Annotated in this window: 20 protein-coding genes; 18 read left to right on the forward strand and 2 right to left on the reverse strand. The window is 60.4% G+C overall.

Translation table 11 applies throughout. The features are described 5' to 3' along the window. Nucleotides 1–30 precede the first annotated feature (30 nt). Genes ASE26_RS14815 through ASE26_RS14855 form a run of 9 tightly spaced genes read left to right on the forward strand, consistent with a single transcriptional unit; the run spans nt 31 to nt 4529 of the window. Nucleotides 31–603 carry a hypothetical protein gene (locus ASE26_RS14815; protein ID WP_156397935.1) on the forward strand — a complete coding sequence of 191 codons (573 nt, stop codon included), beginning with the start codon at nt 31–33 and terminating at the stop codon, nt 601–603. 55 nt (nt 604–658) lie between these two features. Further along, a complete protein-coding gene (locus ASE26_RS14820; protein ID WP_156397936.1) occupies nt 659–1366 on the forward strand; it encodes a hypothetical protein in 708 nt (235 codons plus the stop codon). Beyond that, nucleotides 1363–1857: a hypothetical protein gene (locus ASE26_RS14825; protein ID WP_055927840.1), complete on the forward strand. Its 495-nt coding sequence runs from the start codon at nt 1363–1365 to the stop codon at nt 1855–1857. The genes ASE26_RS14820 and ASE26_RS14825 overlap by 4 nt, the downstream gene beginning before the upstream one ends. Further along, entirely contained in the window at nt 1854–2342 is a 489-nt protein-coding gene (locus tag ASE26_RS14830) for a hypothetical protein (protein WP_055927843.1), read from the forward strand. The genes ASE26_RS14825 and ASE26_RS14830 overlap by 4 nt, the downstream gene beginning before the upstream one ends. A gap of 36 nt (nt 2343–2378) precedes the next feature. Then, nucleotides 2379–2807: a GNAT family N-acetyltransferase gene (locus ASE26_RS14835; RefSeq protein ID WP_055927845.1), complete on the forward strand. Its 429-nt coding sequence runs from the start codon at nt 2379–2381 to the stop codon at nt 2805–2807. Nucleotides 2808–2810: 3 nt separating this feature from the next. Beyond that, complete coding sequence (locus ASE26_RS14840) at nt 2811–3332, forward strand: alpha-ketoglutarate-dependent dioxygenase AlkB (RefSeq protein ID WP_057246485.1); 522 nt, start codon at nt 2811–2813, stop codon at nt 3330–3332. 10 nt (nt 3333–3342) lie between these two features. Further along, nucleotides 3343–3738: a GFA family protein gene (locus ASE26_RS14845; protein WP_055927851.1), complete on the forward strand. Its 396-nt coding sequence runs from the start codon at nt 3343–3345 to the stop codon at nt 3736–3738. 8 nt (nt 3739–3746) lie between these two features. After that, nucleotides 3747–4145 (forward strand): hypothetical protein, encoded by a 399-nt coding sequence (locus tag ASE26_RS14850; protein ID WP_055927855.1) that lies wholly within the window; start codon nt 3747–3749, stop codon nt 4143–4145. A 21-nt stretch (nt 4146–4166) separates the two neighbouring features. Continuing rightward, entirely contained in the window at nt 4167–4529 is a 363-nt protein-coding gene (locus ASE26_RS14855) for a hypothetical protein (protein ID WP_055927861.1), read from the forward strand. Between the two features lie 38 nt (nt 4530–4567). On the opposite strand, the gene ASE26_RS14860 is transcribed toward ASE26_RS14855, so the two are convergent. Next, complete coding sequence (locus ASE26_RS14860) at nt 4568–5143, reverse strand: helix-turn-helix domain-containing protein (protein ID WP_055927869.1); 576 nt, start codon at nt 5141–5143, stop codon at nt 4568–4570. 114 nt (nt 5144–5257) lie between these two features. Between ASE26_RS14860 and kbl the strand changes: the two genes are divergently transcribed. From kbl to ASE26_RS14905, 9 genes are all read left to right on the forward strand, one after another. After that, on the forward strand, nt 5258–6460 hold the full coding sequence (gene kbl, locus ASE26_RS14865) for a glycine C-acetyltransferase (RefSeq protein WP_055927871.1): 1203 nt from the start codon (nt 5258–5260) through the stop codon (nt 6458–6460). A 21-nt stretch (nt 6461–6481) separates the two neighbouring features. Then, nucleotides 6482–7444, forward strand: a complete 963-nt coding sequence (locus ASE26_RS14870; RefSeq protein WP_055927876.1) for an NAD-dependent epimerase/dehydratase family protein — start codon at nt 6482–6484, stop codon at nt 7442–7444. Nucleotides 7445–7464: 20 nt separating this feature from the next. Further along, nucleotides 7465–8844, forward strand: coding sequence for an L-serine ammonia-lyase (locus ASE26_RS14875; RefSeq protein ID WP_055927879.1), 1380 nt, complete (start codon nt 7465–7467; stop codon nt 8842–8844). A 95-nt stretch (nt 8845–8939) separates the two neighbouring features. Then, a complete protein-coding gene (gene thrC, locus ASE26_RS14880; protein WP_055927882.1) occupies nt 8940–10415 on the forward strand; it encodes a threonine synthase in 1476 nt (491 codons plus the stop codon). 10 nt (nt 10416–10425) lie between these two features. After that, nucleotides 10426–11622 (forward strand): gephyrin-like molybdotransferase Glp, encoded by a 1197-nt coding sequence (gene glp, locus ASE26_RS14885; RefSeq protein WP_055927993.1) that lies wholly within the window; start codon nt 10426–10428, stop codon nt 11620–11622. A gap of 1 nt (nt 11623) precedes the next feature. After that, nucleotides 11624–11878, forward strand: a complete 255-nt coding sequence (moaD, locus tag ASE26_RS14890) for a molybdopterin converting factor subunit 1 (protein ID WP_055927885.1) — start codon at nt 11624–11626, stop codon at nt 11876–11878. 169 nt (nt 11879–12047) lie between these two features. Continuing rightward, nucleotides 12048–12866: a phosphate ABC transporter substrate-binding protein gene (locus tag ASE26_RS14895; protein ID WP_055927888.1), complete on the forward strand. Its 819-nt coding sequence runs from the start codon at nt 12048–12050 to the stop codon at nt 12864–12866. 4 nt (nt 12867–12870) lie between these two features. Then, nucleotides 12871–14850 (forward strand): GGDEF domain-containing protein, encoded by a 1980-nt coding sequence (locus ASE26_RS14900; RefSeq protein ID WP_082591375.1) that lies wholly within the window; start codon nt 12871–12873, stop codon nt 14848–14850. After that, the gene (locus ASE26_RS14905) at nt 14823–16043 is read left to right on the forward strand and encodes a TIGR03862 family flavoprotein (protein ID WP_057246488.1); all 1221 of its coding nucleotides are present in this window, start codon (nt 14823–14825) and stop codon (nt 16041–16043) included. The genes ASE26_RS14900 and ASE26_RS14905 overlap by 28 nt, the downstream gene beginning before the upstream one ends. Here ASE26_RS14905 and ASE26_RS14910 read toward each other — a convergent pair. Next, the gene (locus ASE26_RS14910; RefSeq protein ID WP_057246489.1) at nt 16017–16832 is read right to left on the reverse strand and encodes a head GIN domain-containing protein; all 816 of its coding nucleotides are present in this window, start codon (nt 16830–16832) and stop codon (nt 16017–16019) included. The genes ASE26_RS14905 and ASE26_RS14910 overlap by 27 nt on opposite strands. Nucleotides 16833–16837 lie beyond the last annotated feature (5 nt).

The following is a 16837-nucleotide window of genomic DNA, read 5'->3' on the forward strand; positions in this document are numbered from 1 at the left end:
CATTCTCGCAATATGTCCAGGCGCCGCTACTTGTCCCCTCGTCCTATTTGTTTCGGCCTTACGTATGCACTTCTGGCACTTTATGGCCCCATCGCCATGGCTGATGAGCCGATGCCAACCCATTGCGGTAGGGATGAAATCTCCTTCCTCGACGCGTGGTTTGGGGACATTGACCCCGATCAGGAGGGTGACCAGCGCTATTCGCCCAAGGGGAAGTTGCTCTCCCTTTGTGTGAAGCGTAAGGATGAAACGATCGTGAAGGTGAGCTACCGTATAGGCAAATTGGGCCACCCGAATTTAGAATCAGTTGCCAGCCGTGAATCGAAGTTCGGTGTGTACAGCCGCCAGGACACGCCGCATTTCGGAGAAGCTATCGTCTTTTTCACCAGGGGATCGCTCACCCATTATGTAGTGATAGCGACGGGGCAAGGCCATGGCGTTTTCTTACACACATACAAGGACAACAAAAGGATAGCTTCGCAAATGTCGTCTTTCGAAGAAGGTGTAGCCTATCAGGTCGGACCTGAAGAGGTTAACATCGTTGACCGACGCAAGAAGTTGCCGATGACCTTCTGGGCTAAGCCACCTGATAAATTTCGATAGCATTTGCGGCGGCAGGGGCTTTCCTTGACGGCTTTTGGACCATATGGACTCACTGATGTCGATCAATACTCAATTAGGGAAGGCATTGGACCGCTTGTTCCTTTCAGTCCCTCAAACCACTGTATTCGGAAAGCAAAAGGGAGGTGGACATGATCTGCGCAGGTTCTTCCACGCTACCGAACACACGCAGCGTCAGATTGTCTTCTACCGCGATAAATGGTGGACCGTAAACGGCGGCACTTTGTATGCTGAACTGTGCTGTCTTGTTCCTGACGTTCAAGCGGCAGTCTACGGCGTGCCGCAATCGCTTTTAGATCCGGACTGTAACGTCCCCTCAAGCCACTTTCAGTATGTTCTGACGGAGCGAGAGGCGAAGCGCAGCTGGGAACTGCGTTCGCCAGAAAACGTGGCTGCGTTTGAGCACGAAATGAAGAACTGGCTCCCATCGATTGCGTTGCCATGGCTAAGCCAGTTCGAATCCCGCGATGGAGTTATCCGCTTCCTGCAGTCGAAACTCCAATTCATTACGCTTGCGATTTATCTTTCATCTCTCGGCGATAGCGGCGGAGCATCGCAGGCTATCTCGGCATGGCTTGAAGGATTGCCACGTCGGGCAGAGGGCAGTCTGGAACGCCTCGCCGGCAAAGGCCTGATTTCATCAGCTGACGTAGCTTACCTTAGCAATGCATCAATTCAAGGCGAAGAAGATTATAAGTTGCAGGCGGCCGAGTGGGTCCGTGCCAGATTTTGTGAAGAACTATGAGTATTCATCGCTCTTGCCTTTCCTTTGCCATTCTGTTGCTCGCTTTGTCGGCTCCAGCGGGTGCCGATGAACCACTTGACCTGCCGGTGAAAATTGTCACGTGCTCGAAGTCCGGGGCGTTTTGCGCTGAATCTGATCCGAAGACAAACCGGACCAGCGTCCGCCGGCAGGACAGTTCCACCGTACTTTGGACCGTCGATGGCTGGTACCGCTGGATGTTTGTCTCAAATGATGGCAGGTCGTTTGTTGTGGCCCGCGACGGCATGAATCTGGTCCCCGCAGACGCGGATCTGAAATTCGAAGTGCTGCGCATTTATGATCGCGGAAACCTGGTACGTTCCGTCATCCTGGGAGACTTGTATAAACACCGATCGCAACTTCGAACAGCCATATCTCACTTGGCATGGGCAAGGTCAGTAGCCATCAATGCCTCAAACCAGCTTGATGTTGAGCTCATCGATGGCCGCCACCAGAAATTTCCGATGAAATGAACCTCATTCGCTACATGCGCCGGAACGATGGTGCAAAGTTCTGCATCAGCGCAACTGCCTGGGCTGAAACCGGCGGCTCTATCGAAGTGGTTGTCCTGGACGAGGAGCCATTTGGCCAGGTGCGCGGTACGATCCGAACCAGGGATGCAGTACGTATTCCACTTTCACCCCTGCCAAAGGGCTCGCTTCGGATGATCGAGAACCACGCGCTCCAATCGGGTATCCTCCATTTCCCGGAGGACGAGGCGGAAGGGCCGCTCTTGCTGAATGGTCAAGAGTACATGTTCATGGATGGGGCTCATTACGTGCTCGAGGTCTGCCTGCTCGGCCAGCATAAGACTGTGCGCCGACTCCATAGGCAGGAGCCGTCGTTCTGCACCCTGTTCAATGCTGTCATCGCTTATGGAATTCGCGATACGGCATTGCGTGAGGCTGCCATGCGCTTCCGCTGCACCTGCATGCAGTGGGATACTCAACCGTGCTAACATTTTTGGAACGTTTAACTGCATGTCTTATCGGGTATGACTGAATTTCGGATCACCACTGAAGTAAGCGAGTTTGATACCGGGCTCGTACATCGCTTCCTGTCGCTGCAAAGTAGTTGGGCCAAGGGTATTTCGCTCGACCTGGTCGAACGATCGATGGCGAATTCGCTCTGTTTTGGGGGCTTCCTGGGATCAGATCAAATCGCATTTGCGCGCGTGATCTCCGATTACACGACTTTCGCCAACCTGGTCGATGTTTTCGTCCTGCCTGAGCATCGCGGCAAGGGTTATGGCAAAGCGCTGATGGCGGCTGTCTTTGCGCACCCTGAGCTTCAGGGGCTGCGTCGATTCACTTTGGCCACGGGCGATGCGCACGGATTGTATGCGCAGTTCGGATTTACTTCGCCGTTGTATCCGCAATCGCTGATGGAGCGATATTTTCCCGGAATGTACGCGGCAAATTAGATAATGAATCCACCTCCAATACTTTTCGAACCGCAGTTCCTGGCGATGCCAGGGGAGCTGTTCGATCATCTTTTAACGTCGATTGAGTGGGACGAGCGGATGAAGGCTCGGAAGACTGCCAGCTTTGGTGTCTCCTACGACTATTCGCAAATCTCGTACGAGCCGGCTCCAATGCCGGACGAACTAGCTGCACTTGCGGAGTCCATTGGGCGGCTCCTCGGATTTACGCCCAATAACTGCTTGCTCAACTACTACGAGGATGGCAATTCTTCCATGGGATTTCATTCCGACTCGAGCGAAGAGCTTAGCGCGGGGACGGGGGTAGCGATCGTCTCGCTGGGAAGCATGAGATCCCTTGTCTTCAGGAGCAAGGCAGACAAGTCTGTGGAGTTTGACTTTCCCCTGCCTGCAGGATCGCTGATCTACATGACGAAGGACGTACAGGACCACTGGCTTCATGCCGTACCGAAAATGAGGCACGCCGGCCCGCGTATCAGCCTGACCTTCAGGTCGATCATCAAATAGGAGCTATGTGATGCAGAAACGCCTCGCGTCTTGCAGCTGTGGCCAACTCACTGCCGAAGTGAGTGGCGACCCTGTCCGGATTTCGATTTGCCACTGCCTGGCGTGCCAGCGCAGGACCGGCAGCGTGTTTGGTGAGCAGGCCCGGTTCCCGCGCGAAAACGTGGCGCTAGCGGGCAATGCAACCGCGTACGTTCGCGTTGGCGATGAAGGTGGCCAGGTTACCTTTCATTTCTGCCCGACTTGCGGTTCCACGGTCTATTACGCCCTTGAGAGCCACAAAGGGTTCGTGGGTATACCGGTCGGAGCATTCGCCGACCCCAGCTTCCCGGCGCCGCGGATCTCGGTCTACGAAGAACGGATGCATTGTTGGGTTGTGCCGCCGCCCGATGCGGAACGGATCCCTTAGGAGATCTCATGGGAGCTTGGGGTGCAGGGCTGTATTCAGATGACACGACGTGCGAGGTGCGCGATGCGTACAACGAAAACCTGAAGCATGGGCTGTCAGACATGCAGGCATACGAACGAATCCTGCACGGCTATGGCGACTTGCTTGCCGACCATGAGGTTGCGTGCCTGGTGTATTTCGCACTGGCAGATACGGCATGGAAGGCAGGTCGTCTCCACCACGATGTCAAAGCAAAGGCGCTGGAATTGATTGGACGGGGCGGCGACCTGGCAGTATGGGAGCGTGATGCGCCCGCTGAAGTCGCGGCACGAAAGAAATCCCTACGCTCGCTGGAACAGCGATTGCTATCCGAGCAGCCGGCGCCGATGCTGATCAAGGTTTTGAAGCCACGACCCAAGAAGATTTGAACAAACGCGCCTGTCGGTACGGTGTATTCACTGGACCTGCCGGGCGGGCAAAAGGCATTGCTTGTTCTGGTGGGCTTTATCGATCTCGGTAAGAGCGTTGACCCGGTTTTTTCCGTGTTGAACTGGCGTGGCAGCGGCGCGCTTTCCCAGTCGATCCTTGACGAGCTTGCGACAGTGGACACGATCCCGATTCAATCCGGGCTCGGCAAACAAGCGCACTGGGGCATTTTCGTTACGGATGAACGAAAGAAATTCATGGCCTGTCTTGAGACGACGGGGCAGTCCGTTACAGTTGATATGCCATATATCCCTGACCAGGTGGTGTTCTCGTTTGTGGAGGCGCTTGCGCGTGAACTCGATGCCCACTTCAGCGGCAGTGCATAGCGCTGGGGGGAAACGAATTCCCTGGTCTGCGCCAGACCTTAGCGGTGGATGACCACCAACAAGGCTTTCGCTTCAGTTTTTCCTGGGTTGCGGATCGCGTGGTGCAGGTCCGCAGCGTAGCGCGCAGTGCCACCCAGCTTGATCTTCTTCTTATTGGAACCGACCTCCAGCTCCATCGAGCCGTGCAGGATGGTCAGGTGCTCGGTGGTGCCGGGATCATGCGGTTGCGACACCAGCTCGCCGCCTGGCGATAGCGTCAGCTCATACCACTCGTATTTACCGGCCAGTTCCATCGGGCCGAGGATGCGCAGCACGTAGCCTGCATGGGCGCCGGGCAGGGTAGGGGTTTCGTGCGCATCGACCAGCTTGATCGCTTCGACATCTTTTCCGACGTCGGACAGCAACTCGCCGATCTGCACGCCAAGCGCATTGGCAAGACGCCAGGTAATGGCAATCGTCGGATTGGCCTTTTCGCGCTCAATCTGCGACAGCATGGATTTGGAAACTCCCGCAATACGGGACAGGTCTTCCAGGGTCAGGCCGCGCGCCAGGCGCAGTCGTTGCAGTGCCGCGCCGACTTCCGGCGGGGCGTTGGTGGAAATGTTCGGCTTCACGCTTGCAGAGTTCAATATAGTAAAGTACGATCCCGTATATCGAATTTACGTTCAATATAGTGAATTCGCGTCGAAATAATGAAATAAGAGTAAACTTTACATCAGAGGACGACCATGAGCCAAGCGACGAATGCGTTTTACACCGGCCTGCAACAGAACCTGGAAAAGCTGCGTAACGACGGCCTTTATAAGCCGGAGCGCGTAATTGCTTCCCGCCAGGGCAGCGAGGTGCAATCCGAAGACGGTCGTACCCTGATCAATATGTGCGCCAACAACTACCTCGGCCTGTCGGGCCAGGAGTGGGTGGCGCAGGCCTCCATCGAAGCAACGGAGAAGTACGGCTACGGCCTGTCCTCGGTACGCTTCATTTGCGGCACCCAGACCGTGCACAAGCAACTGGAGAAGGCCATCTCCGAATTCCTCGGCACCGAAGACACCATCCTGTACGCGGCGGCATTTGATGCCAACGGCGGCGTATTCGAGCCTTTGTTCGACGAAAACGATGCCATCATCTCCGATGCGCTGAATCACGCGTCGATCATCGACGGCATCCGCCTGTGCAAGGCTGCGCGCTTCCGCTACGCCCACAACGATATGGCCGACCTGGAGAAGCAACTGCAGGCGGCCGCCGACAAACGTCATAAAGTCGTCGTGACCGACGGCGTGTTCTCGATGGACGGCACCATCGCCCAGTTGGACAAGATCGTCGAACTGGCCGAAAAATACGGCGCCCTGGTCATGATCGACGAATGCCACGCCTCCGGCTTCATGGGCAAGACCGGCCGCGGCACCCACGAGCATCACAATGTACTGGGCAAGATCGACATCATCACCGGCACCCTGGGCAAGGCCCTGGGCGGTGCGATGGGCGGTTTCACTTCCGGCCGCAAGGAAGTAATCGACACCCTGCGCCAGAAATCGCGTCCATACCTGTTCTCGAATACCCTGGCACCGGCCATCGCAGGCGCCTCGCTGGAAGTGCTGAGGCGCCTGTCCGCCTCGACCGAGCTGCGCGACCGCCTGCACGAAAACACCGCTTACTTCCGCAAGGAGATCGAACGTATCGGCTTCACCATCAAGCCAGGCACCCATCCTGTCGTGCCGGTGATGCTGTTTGAAGCCCCGGTGGCGCAGAAGTTCGCGGCCCGCATGTATGAATTGGGCGTGCTGCTGTCCGGCTTCTTCTATCCAGTGGTGCCGATGGGCCAGGCGCGCGTGCGCGTGCAGCTGTCCGCCGCCCACACCCGCGAGCAGCTGGAAAAGGTCCTTGCAGCATTCGAACAAGCCGGCAAAGAGCTGGGCATCATTAAGAACTAATCAGGAAAACAGGTAAGAATCATGGAACGTATCCTCGTCATCGGCGCCAACGGCCAAATCGGCAGTGAACTGGTGGAAGCACTGGCAAAACAGCACGGCGAACAAAACGTCATCGCAACCGACATCAGCCCGGTCAACAAGTACAACGCAGCCCGCTACCAGGTGCTCAACGTGATGGACAAGGCCGCGCTGCAGGCATTGGTGGCTGCGGAAGGCATCACCCAGGTATACCAGCTGGCTGCGATGCTGTCCGCTACCGGCGAGGCAGCGCCGCTGAAGGCGTGGGACCTGAACATGGACGGCCTGCTGAACATCCTGGAAGTGGCGCGCGAGCGCGGCGAGCAGGGCAAGCCGCTGCGCATCTTCTGGCCATCGTCGATCGCTGCGTTCGGCCCGAACACGCCGGCCGAGAACACCCCGCAGTACACCGTGATGGACCCGACCACTATTTATGGCATTTCCAAGCTGGCAGGCGAACGACTGTGCGAATACTACTTCCTGAAATATGGCGTGGATGTGCGTTCGATTCGCTACCCGGGCATCATCAGCTTCAAATCGCCTCCAGGCGGCGGCACCACCGACTATGCGATTGCGATTTTCCACGCGGCGCTGCGCGGTGAACGCTACGATTGCTTCCTCGGGCCGAAGACCACGCTGCCGATGATCTACATGCCGGACGCGATTCGCGCAACCATTGAATTGATGGACGCACCGGCTTCACAAATCAAGATTCGTTCGTCGTACAATGTCGCCGGTGTTTCCTTCAACCCGGAAGAACTGGCTGCCGCGATTACCCGCGCACTGCCCGAATTCAAGATCGCCTACACGCCGGACAGCCGCCAGGCTATCGCCGACAGCTGGCCGCGCAGCCTGGATGATTCCAAGGCGACTGCGGACTGGAACTGGAAAGCGAAGATCGGCGTGGAAGAGATGGTGAAGGACATGCTGGCCAATATTGACGTGAGCCTCAGCGAGGCCGCATAACCAGAGAGAGACAAGCAACAATGGACATGAGTGTTTTCGACTTATTCAAGATTGGCATTGGCCCATCCAGTTCGCATACTGTGGGACCAATGGTGGCGGCGCGCCGCTTCCTGCTCGAAAACGCTCCATTGGATGATGTCACCTCGGTGACGGCTGAGCTCTATGGCTCGCTGGCCTTGACCGGTATCGGCCACGGCACCGACAAGGCCGTGCTGCTTGGCCTGATGGGCGAGACGCCGCAGGGCGTCGACCCTGACGCGGTCGAAGACATGCTGGCTGCAGCCGACGTTGACGGCGAGCTGCGCCTGCTGGGCGAGAAGACCATTGCGTTCACCCGCAAGCAACACCTGGTGTTCCATATGGCAGAGAACCTGCCGGAGCACCCGAACGGCATGCGCTTCACCCTGGCCCGTGCCGACGGCAGCTCGGCTTCCAGGATTTACTACTCAGTCGGCGGCGGCTTCATTCGTGCCGAAGGCGAAGAGGCGGCCACTGATGGCAAGCCGGCCGTGCGCCTGCCGTACCCGTTCAACACCATGGCCGAATTGCTGGGTCATGGCGTCAGCAGCGGCAAGACCATTCCCCAGATGCTGCGCGCCAACGAGCTGACCCGCATCAGCGAGGCAGAGCTCAACCAAGGCATGGACCGCATCTGGCACGTCATGCGCGACTGCATCCAGCATGGCCTGGAGACGAGCGGCCAACTGCCAGGCGGCCTGAATGTAAAGCGCCGCGCAGCCGACCTTTGGCGCCAGGCGCAGGGCGGCGATCGCGCCAACCAGCTGCCGCACGATGCGCTGAACGGCGTGAGTTTGTACGCGATGGCGGTCAATGAAGAGAATGCAGCGGGCGGACGTGTTGTAACGGCGCCTACAAATGGGGCTGCAGGCATCATTCCCGCTGTGCTGAAATACTATGCGGAAGACTGCAAACCGGTCGATCCGATCACCGGCGTGCGCGCATTTTTGCTGACCGCGGCGGCGATTGGCATGCTGTGCAAGCGCAATGCGTCGATTTCCGGTGCCGAAGTAGGGTGCCAGGGTGAGGTTGGCGTGGCGTGTGCGATGGCGGCGGCGGGCCTGGTCGCAGCGCTGGGCGGCAGCAACGCGCAGATCGAGAATGCGGCGGAAATCGGCATCGAGCACCACCTGGGCATGACCTGCGATCCGATTGGCGGGCTGGTGCAGATTCCTTGCATCGAGCGCAATGGCATGGGCGCGGTGAAAGCGATCACCGCAGCATCGCTGTCCCTGAAAGGCGACGGCACCCACTTCGTCACCCTGGATAACGTGATTGAGACCATGCGCCAGACTGGCGCCGACATGCAGGCGAAGTACAAAGAGACTTCGCTGGGCGGCTTGGCGATTCATGTCGTTTCGGTGAATCACGCTGCCTGCTAACGCTAGAAAATTCCGAAATTTAGCTAAATTCACAAAGAAAGTCCGGTGGCACTATAATAAGTGTCCGTTTTCACCGCCACCGGACTTTCTACTTTATGCAATACGTGTCTACCCGGGCCGACGCGTCGGCTGCATCACACTCCCCCCAGCAATTTTCCGACATCCTCCTGGGTGGTCTGGCGCCGGACGGCGGCCTGTACCTGCCGGTCGAGTACCCGCAAGTTACCGGCGAAGAACTGAACAAGTGGCGCCACCTGTCCTACGCTGACCTGGCAGTAGAAATCCTGAAGAAGTTCGCCGGCGATATTCCAGAGGCCGACCTGCGCGCATTGGCCAGGAAGACCTACACCGCCGATGTCTACCGCAACGTGCGCGAAGGCGAGAATGCCGCCGACATCACCCCGCTGCGTGTGCTGGAAGAAGTCGATGGCAAGAAGCTGGTGCTGCAATCGCTGTCGAACGGCCCCACGCTGGCCTTCAAGGACATGGCGATGCAGTTGCTGGGCAACCTGTTCGAATACGCGCTGGCCAAACAAGACGCGCAGCTGAACATCTTCGGCGCGACTTCCGGCGACACCGGCAGCGCCGCTGAATATGCAATGCGTGGCAAGAAAGGCATCAAAGTCTTCATGCTGTCGCCGCACAAGAAGATGAGCGCCTTCCAGACCGCCCAGATGTTCAGCCTGCAGGATCCGAACATTTTCAATATTGCTGTCGAAGGCGTGTTCGACGATTGCCAGGACATGGTCAAGGCCGTGTCGAACGACCTGGAATTCAAGGCGCGCCAGAAGATCGGCACGGTAAATTCGATCAACTGGGCGCGCGTCGTGGCGCAGGTGGTGTATTACTTCCGCGGCTACCTCGCAGCGACCAGGAGCAATGAGCAGAAGGTGTCTTTCACCGTCCCATCGGGCAATTTCGGCAATATCTGCGCCGGCCATATCGCCCGCCAAATGGGCCTGCCGATCGACAAGCTGGTCGTTGCCACCAACGAGAACGACGTGCTGGACGAGTTCTTCCGCACCGGCATTTATCGCGTGCGCAAGTCTGCCGAGACCTATCACACCTCCAGCCCGTCGATGGACATTTCCAAGGCTTCGAACTTCGAACGCTTCGTGTTCGACCTGGTGAAGGGCGACGGCAAGCGTGTGCGCGAGCTGTTCAAGAAAGTGGAAACGGACGGCGGCTTCGACCTGTCCGGCGCACCGGGCAGCGATGGCGATGAGTTCAAACTGGCGGCCAGCTACGGCTTCAAGTCCGGTAAATCGACCCACGACGACCGCGTGCAAACCATCCGCGACGTGGCCGACGATTACGGCATCGTGATCGACACCCACACTGCGGACGGCATCAAGGTCGCCAAGGAATACATGGAGCCAGGCGTGCCGATGATCGTGCTGGAAACCGCACTGGCCGCCAAGTTCAACGAAACCATCCTGGAGGCGTTGGGTGAAGACGCCGAACGTCCAGCCGGTTTCGAAAATATCGAAGCGCTGCCGCAGCGCTTTGAAGTCATGCCGGCCGATGTGAGCAGGATGAAGGCTTACATCGCCGCCAACACAGGACTGTAAAGACATGGCAATGCTCGCCGTACGCGAAGCCCTCGATTTCCTGCTCTCCGCGGCCCGTCCGGTGGCCGCGGTGGAGAAGATCCCAACCCTGGAAGCCAATGGCCGCGTGCTTGCGAGCGCCGTGGTGTCCGGCATGAACGTCCCGGGCCACGACAATACGCAGATGGACGGCTACGCGGTGCGTGCCGCCGATTGCGCCAGCGGCAACGCAACGCTGACGGTCACCCAGCGCATCCCGGCCGGCCATGTCGGCCAGCCGCTGCTGCCTGGCTGCGCCGCGCGCATTTTCACCGGCGCCCTGATTCCTGAAGGCGCCGATGCTGTCGTGATGCAGGAACAATGCGAAGCGAATGACGGCCTGGTTACGATCCGCCACGCGCCGAAAACAGGCGAATGGATCCGCCGCACCGGCGAAGACATCAGCGTTGGCAGCGTGATCCTGGCCGCGGGCACGCGCCTGCGCAGCCAGGAACTTGGACTGGTTGCGTCGATCGGCATGGCGGAGCTGGACGTGCGCCGCAAGCTGCGCGTAGCCGTGTTCTTCACCGGCGATGAACTGGCGATGCCGGGCCAACCGCTGGCGCCGGGCGCCATCTACAATTCCAACCGCTTCACGCTGCGCGCTTTGCTGGAAAACCTGGGCTGCGAGGTACGCGATTTCGGCATCGTGCCGGACTCGCTGGATGCTACGCGCAATGTGCTGCGCCAGGCTTCAGACGGCAATGACCTGATCATCACCTCCGGCGGCGTGTCGGTCGGCGAAGAGGACCATATCAAGCCTGCCGTCGAAGCAGAGGGCAAACTGAATATGTGGCAGATCGCCGTCAAGCCGGGCAAGCCGTTGGCCTTCGGTGAAGTAGGGCAGGCGTTCTTCCTTGGCCTGCCGGGCAACCCGGTGTCGAGCTTCATCACCTTCCTGCTGTTCGTGCGCCCATTCCTGCTGCGACTGCAGGGCGCCGATGTCCCGGCACAAGCGCGCGGCATGATGCTGCGCGCAGATTTCAACTGGCCGAAAGCGGACCGCCGCAACGAATTCCTGCGCGCCAGGCTGAACCAGCAGGGCGGGCTGGACCTGTTCCCGAACCAGGGGTCTGCCGTGTTGACTTCGACGGTTTGGGGCGATGGCCTGGTGGACAACCCGCCGGGCAATCCGATCGCGCCGGGCGACGTTGTGCGTTTTATCCCCTTCAGTGAGCTGATGTATTGATATGCTGATCAACCTTAAGTATTTTGCCAGTGTGCGCGAGGCGCTGGGCAGTGGCGAGCAGGTCGTGCTGCCGGCAAGCGCCGAGACGGTGGGCGATGTGCGGGCATGGCTGCTGGCGCGCGGCGAGCCGTGGGCCAGTACCCTGGCCGAGGGCCGCGCCTTGCGCATGGCCTGCAACCAGCGCATGTGCGACGCGAGTACGCACGTTGCGCCAGGCGACGAAGTTGCCTTTTTCCCACCTGTGACAGGCGGTTAACGCTTATTGCTGTGCCGACGCAACAGTCGAGCTCCGACTGTTGACCGCAGGCATTGTCACGTTATACTTGATTGCATGTGGCCCAAAACCTGCGCCGCGTCCATCACCTCACATATCTCCCGTCGCCTCTTCCCTGCGGCTTATTCCCTTCCCTGCAAGGAGAGTCGCAATGGGTTTTGTCTTTGCCGCCCTTGGCCTGAATGGCCTCACCCGCAACCAGCTTCCAGTCCCGCCGCGCAAGCGCGCGCAGAAGCTTCATATCGCCGGCTCCACCACCATGGGGCCGTTACTGAAAGAAATCGCGTCCAAATACCGCCTGATGCACCCGGAGATCGGGATCGAAGTGGAACTGGGCGGTTCTTTACGTGGGCTGGACGACGTGCGTTCGGGGCATGCGCATATTGCGATGCTGTCGCGCGCACTCGCTCCCGCCGAACGCGATTTGTACGGCATTCCGATTGCTCGCGATGGCGTTGGCGTAGTAGTTCACGCCAATAATCCGGTGCGGGATTTGAGCGTCGAACAGCTGCAAGCCATTTTCACAGGGCGCATGCGCGAATGGCGCGATGCCGGTGGCGGCCGGGAACAGGTCTATGCATTGGGCGGTCTGCGCGATGGCGCGTCGAGTGCCTTGTTTGCACGCTTCCTGCGGCAAGCGCTGGATGATTTCAGCCTTAATGCAGCGGTGGAATCGAACATCGAACGGCTGGCCGTGGTGGCCGCGTGCGAAAACGCTATCGCCTACGTTTCAGTCGGCGCAGCGGAGCGCGCCATTTCGCAAGGCGTGTCGATACGCCTGCTGCCCATTTCGGGCGTTGCAGCCAGCAGCGCCAATATACGCAACGGCAGTTACCCGATCTGCCGTGTACTCACCCTGGCAAGCAGGGATGCGCCAACCGGCGTCGCACGAAGTTTCTTCGCCTTCTGCCTTTCCGCCCAAGTGAACGGCATCCTGTCGGCATTCGACTTTGTACCCTACCTGGACTGACGCCATGGAACATTCTATTTTGCTTGGGATGCTGGCTGCGTGTGCAGCAGCGACGACCATCAAATGGCTGCTGGCACGCGAAGCCGATCACCGGCGGGCCAATGCGCAAACTGATGAGCTGCTGCGCAGCAACCGGGCCTTGCGCATGGCTTCGCGTTGCCGCGTAGCGCTGCTGCACGCCGGCAGTGCGGAGGAAATGATGGCGGCTGTCTGCAAGGCCATCTCCGAAGAGGGCGGCTATTCGCTGGTGTGGACCGGTTTGTCGATGGCTGGCAGCAGCAGGGACTTGCTGGCCAGCGAGATCCAGGGCACGCCGGCAGGACGCTTCGCAGCAGCCGCAGGTGGCTTGCAACGCGGCTGCAGCTGCGAAGGCATTGCGCTCGATGTGATGTCGGATGCGAAATCCCGCCTGCGCCATGGGACGTCGGCAGAGTTCGGCTACCCAAGCGTGCTGGCCTTGCCCCTGGGCAGCGCCAGTGGAGATGCGGCGCCAATCGGGGTGCTGTGCGTATACTCGATCGCCCCCTGCGCTTTCGACAGCGATGACGTGCAAGTCTTGCAGGAACTGGCCACCGACCTGGCGCTTGGATTGAGCAATATGCACGCGGCACGCAGCCGCCGCGCGGCCGAGCAGGCGTCGGCCTGTCACGCCCAGCATGACCCGGCGACCGGCCTGGCCAGTCGCTCGCTGTTCAATGACCGCTTGCGCCAGGCCCTGGTAGCGGCGGAGCGCACCGGCCGCAAGGTGGCCGTGCTGGCACTGAGCATGGACCGTTACCGCGGCGTCAAGGCCAGCCTTGGTGCCGACGCCTGCAGCGCCTTGCTGATGCACGCGGCATCCGCCATGAAGTCCTGCCTGCACGAGGGCGATACGGTGGCCCACCTGCTTGGCAACGAATTCGCGGTGATCCTGTCCGACCTGATCAACGACGACGATGTGCTGCCGGTTGCGGGCAAGCTGCTCGAGGCCATCAAGGCACCGATGCGCTGGCAGGACAATATCGTGAATACCACAGCCAGCATCGGCATCGCATTGATGGGCGAGGATGGCGGCGAACCTTCGGTCATGCTGCGCTCGGCCAACTCGGCTATGGCGCATGCGGTCGGGCATGGCGGCAACCGCTTCCGTTTCGTCGCGCAGGAGATGAACGAGCGCGCCTCGCGCATGTTTGCGCTCGAGGCTGAACTGCGCAGCGCCCTGCTGCACAATGAAATGGTGGTGCATTACCAGCCGCGTGCGGCCCTGGGCGATGGCTGCCTGACCGCCGCCGAGGCGCTGGTGCGCTGGCAGCATCCGACGCGCGGCCTGGTGCCGCCGGCTGAGTTCCTGCCGCTGGCCGAGAGCAGCGGCCTGATTGTTCCGCTCGGAGCCTGGGTGATCCGGGAAGTGTGCCGCCAGCAACGGGCGTGGCGCGACGCAGGCCTGCCAATGGTGCCTGTCTCGATCAACCTGTCGGCGCGCCAGTTCCGCGAAGAAGGGCTGGTGGAACATATTGAAGTGACGCTGGAGGAGTACGATGTGCCATCGGCCATGCTGAGTTTCGAGATCACGGAATCGATGGTGATGGAGGATCTCGACGATGCCGTGGCCCGCATGAACGAATTGAAGGCAATTGGCGTCAAGCTGTCGATGGACGACTTTGGCACCGGGCATTCCTCGCTGGCCCGCCTGCGCCTGCTGCCGCTGGACCAGCTGAAGATCGACCAGTCCTTCGTGCGCCAGCTCGGCAGCGAGCAAGCCGACGAAGCCATCTGCCGTTCCATCATCGACGTGGGCCACAACCTCAATATGCAGATCGTCGGCGTCGGGGTGGAAACGCTGCTGCAGCGCGAATGGCTGCGTGCCCACTACTGCGACGAGATGCAGGGCTGCTTCTTTGGGCGGCCCATGGCGGCGCAGGACTTTGCCCAACTGCTGGCGGCCGATCGCCCGAGATCGAATACAATGCTGCCCCTATGGAAAGCAATCAATTACAAGGTGTAGCGGTGATCGGCGGCGGCCCCGCCGGCCTGATGGCCGCCGAAGTATTGGCGGCGGCGGGCGTGCGGGTAGATGTCTACGACGCCATGCCTTCGGTCGGCCGCAAGTTCCTGCTGGCAGGCCGCGGCGGCATGAATATCACCCATTCCGAACCCTATGGGGCATTCTTGGCGCGCTACGGCAGCCGTGCCGGCGTCATGCGCCCGATGCTCGATGCCTTCAAGCCCGACGACTTGCGGGCCTGGGTGCATGGGCTGGGCATCGATACCTTTGTCGGCACCTCGGGCCGGGTTTTCCCGACCGAAATGAAGGCGGCGCCGATGTTGCGCGCCTGGTTGCACCGCCTGCGCGAAAGCGGGGTGCACTTCCACCAGCGCCATCGCTGGCTGGGCTGGACAGCTGACGACAGCTTGCGCTTCGCGACAGCGGCAGGCGAGCGCAGGGTGCGCCACGCTGCGGTGTTGCTCGCGCTGGGCGGTGCAAGCTGGGCGCGCCTCGGCTCGGACGGGGCGTGGCAGCCCCTGTTGGCCGAACGCGGCGTCGGCATTGCGCCGCTGGTGCCTGCCAATTGCGGTTTCGATTCCGGCTGGAGCGCCCATTTCTCCGAAAAATACGCGGGCCAGCCGCTGACCACCGTGGCAATTGGCGGCCGCAAGGGGCAGATGGTGGTCACCGCAACGGGCGTCGAAGGCAGCCTGGTTTATGCCCTGTCGGCCGGCATCCGCGACCGCATCGCCGCGCATGGCAGCGCGACTATCGAACTGGACCTGCTGCCGGACTGGCCGCTGGAGCGCCTGCGGCAGGAGTTGTCGCATCCGCGCGGCTCGCGCTCGATGTCGAGCTTTCTGCAAAGCCGGGTCCACATCAAGGGCGTCAAGACCGGCCTGCTGCACGAGGTACTGGACAAGGAGGCTTTCCATGACCCGCTGCGCGTGGCGGCGACCCTGAAGGCGCTGCCAATCACCCTGCGCGCGCCGCGCCCGATCGATGAAGCAATCAGCAGCGCGGGCGGGGTTCGTTTCGAGGCACTGGAAGGAACCATGCTGAAGGCGGTGCCGGGCGTGTTTGTTGCCGGCGAAATGCTGGATTGGGAGGCGCCGACCGGCGGCTACCTGCTCACCGCCTGTTTCGCCAGCGGCATGGCCGCCGGCAAGGACATGCTGCGCTACTTAATGAACCCAGCTGACGCCGCCTGAGCCGCTGCGGCTGACGTTGCGTTCCGATGGGTTGCCGAACACGCGGATATTGCCGGTACCCTTGACGGTGAGATCGGCCGATTGGCGGGCAAACACATTGGTGGTGCCGGAACCGAGCAGGGTCACGGCCACCTTATCGGTCGCCAGGTGCTCCGCATCGAGGTCGCCGGAACCGGTGACTTCCGCGGTCAGCTCCTTGCAGCTGCCGCTGGAAGTGATAGCGCCCGAACCCACCATCTCCAGCATGACTTTCTCGCCGTGGCCGGTGTTCAGGTTCAGGTCACCGCTGCCGTGCACCCCGGCCTCGACATTCTTGTAGCGGCCGTTGAAGGTCAGGTTGCCCGAGCCTTGCAGCTGTACGCTCAGGTGCTCGCCGCTGAAACCATTGACGTTGCTGTCGCCGCTGCCGTTGATCACCAGTTCGTGCAGGGACGGCAGCACCAGCTCCACTTCAATCGGGCGGCGCGGGTGCAGCAGCAGGCCTTTCGAACCGATGCGCAGGGTCGAGCCATCCTGTTCGGTGCCGATATTGCCCAGCAGCCGCTGCTCGCCGCGTACTTTGAGCGAGGGCACATCGCCTTGTTTCAGGCGCAGGTCGATCGGGCCGACCAGTTCAACACTGGAAATCGTCGCGCTCACTTCGCGCACTTCGGTGCGGGCGGCGCGGCCGGCCACGCTGGTCGGGTTGGCGGCGCCCTGGGCGCGCAGCATGCTGTAGGTGACGCCGGTCAGCAGCACCGCCAGCAAGGCCAGCCCGAAGCCGATTTTGAGCAGGGAACGGAGGTTCATTGCGT

The organism is Duganella sp. Root198D2 (assembly GCF_001428585.1).
In the GTDB taxonomy this organism is placed as follows: domain Bacteria; phylum Pseudomonadota; class Gammaproteobacteria; order Burkholderiales; family Burkholderiaceae_D; genus Rugamonas.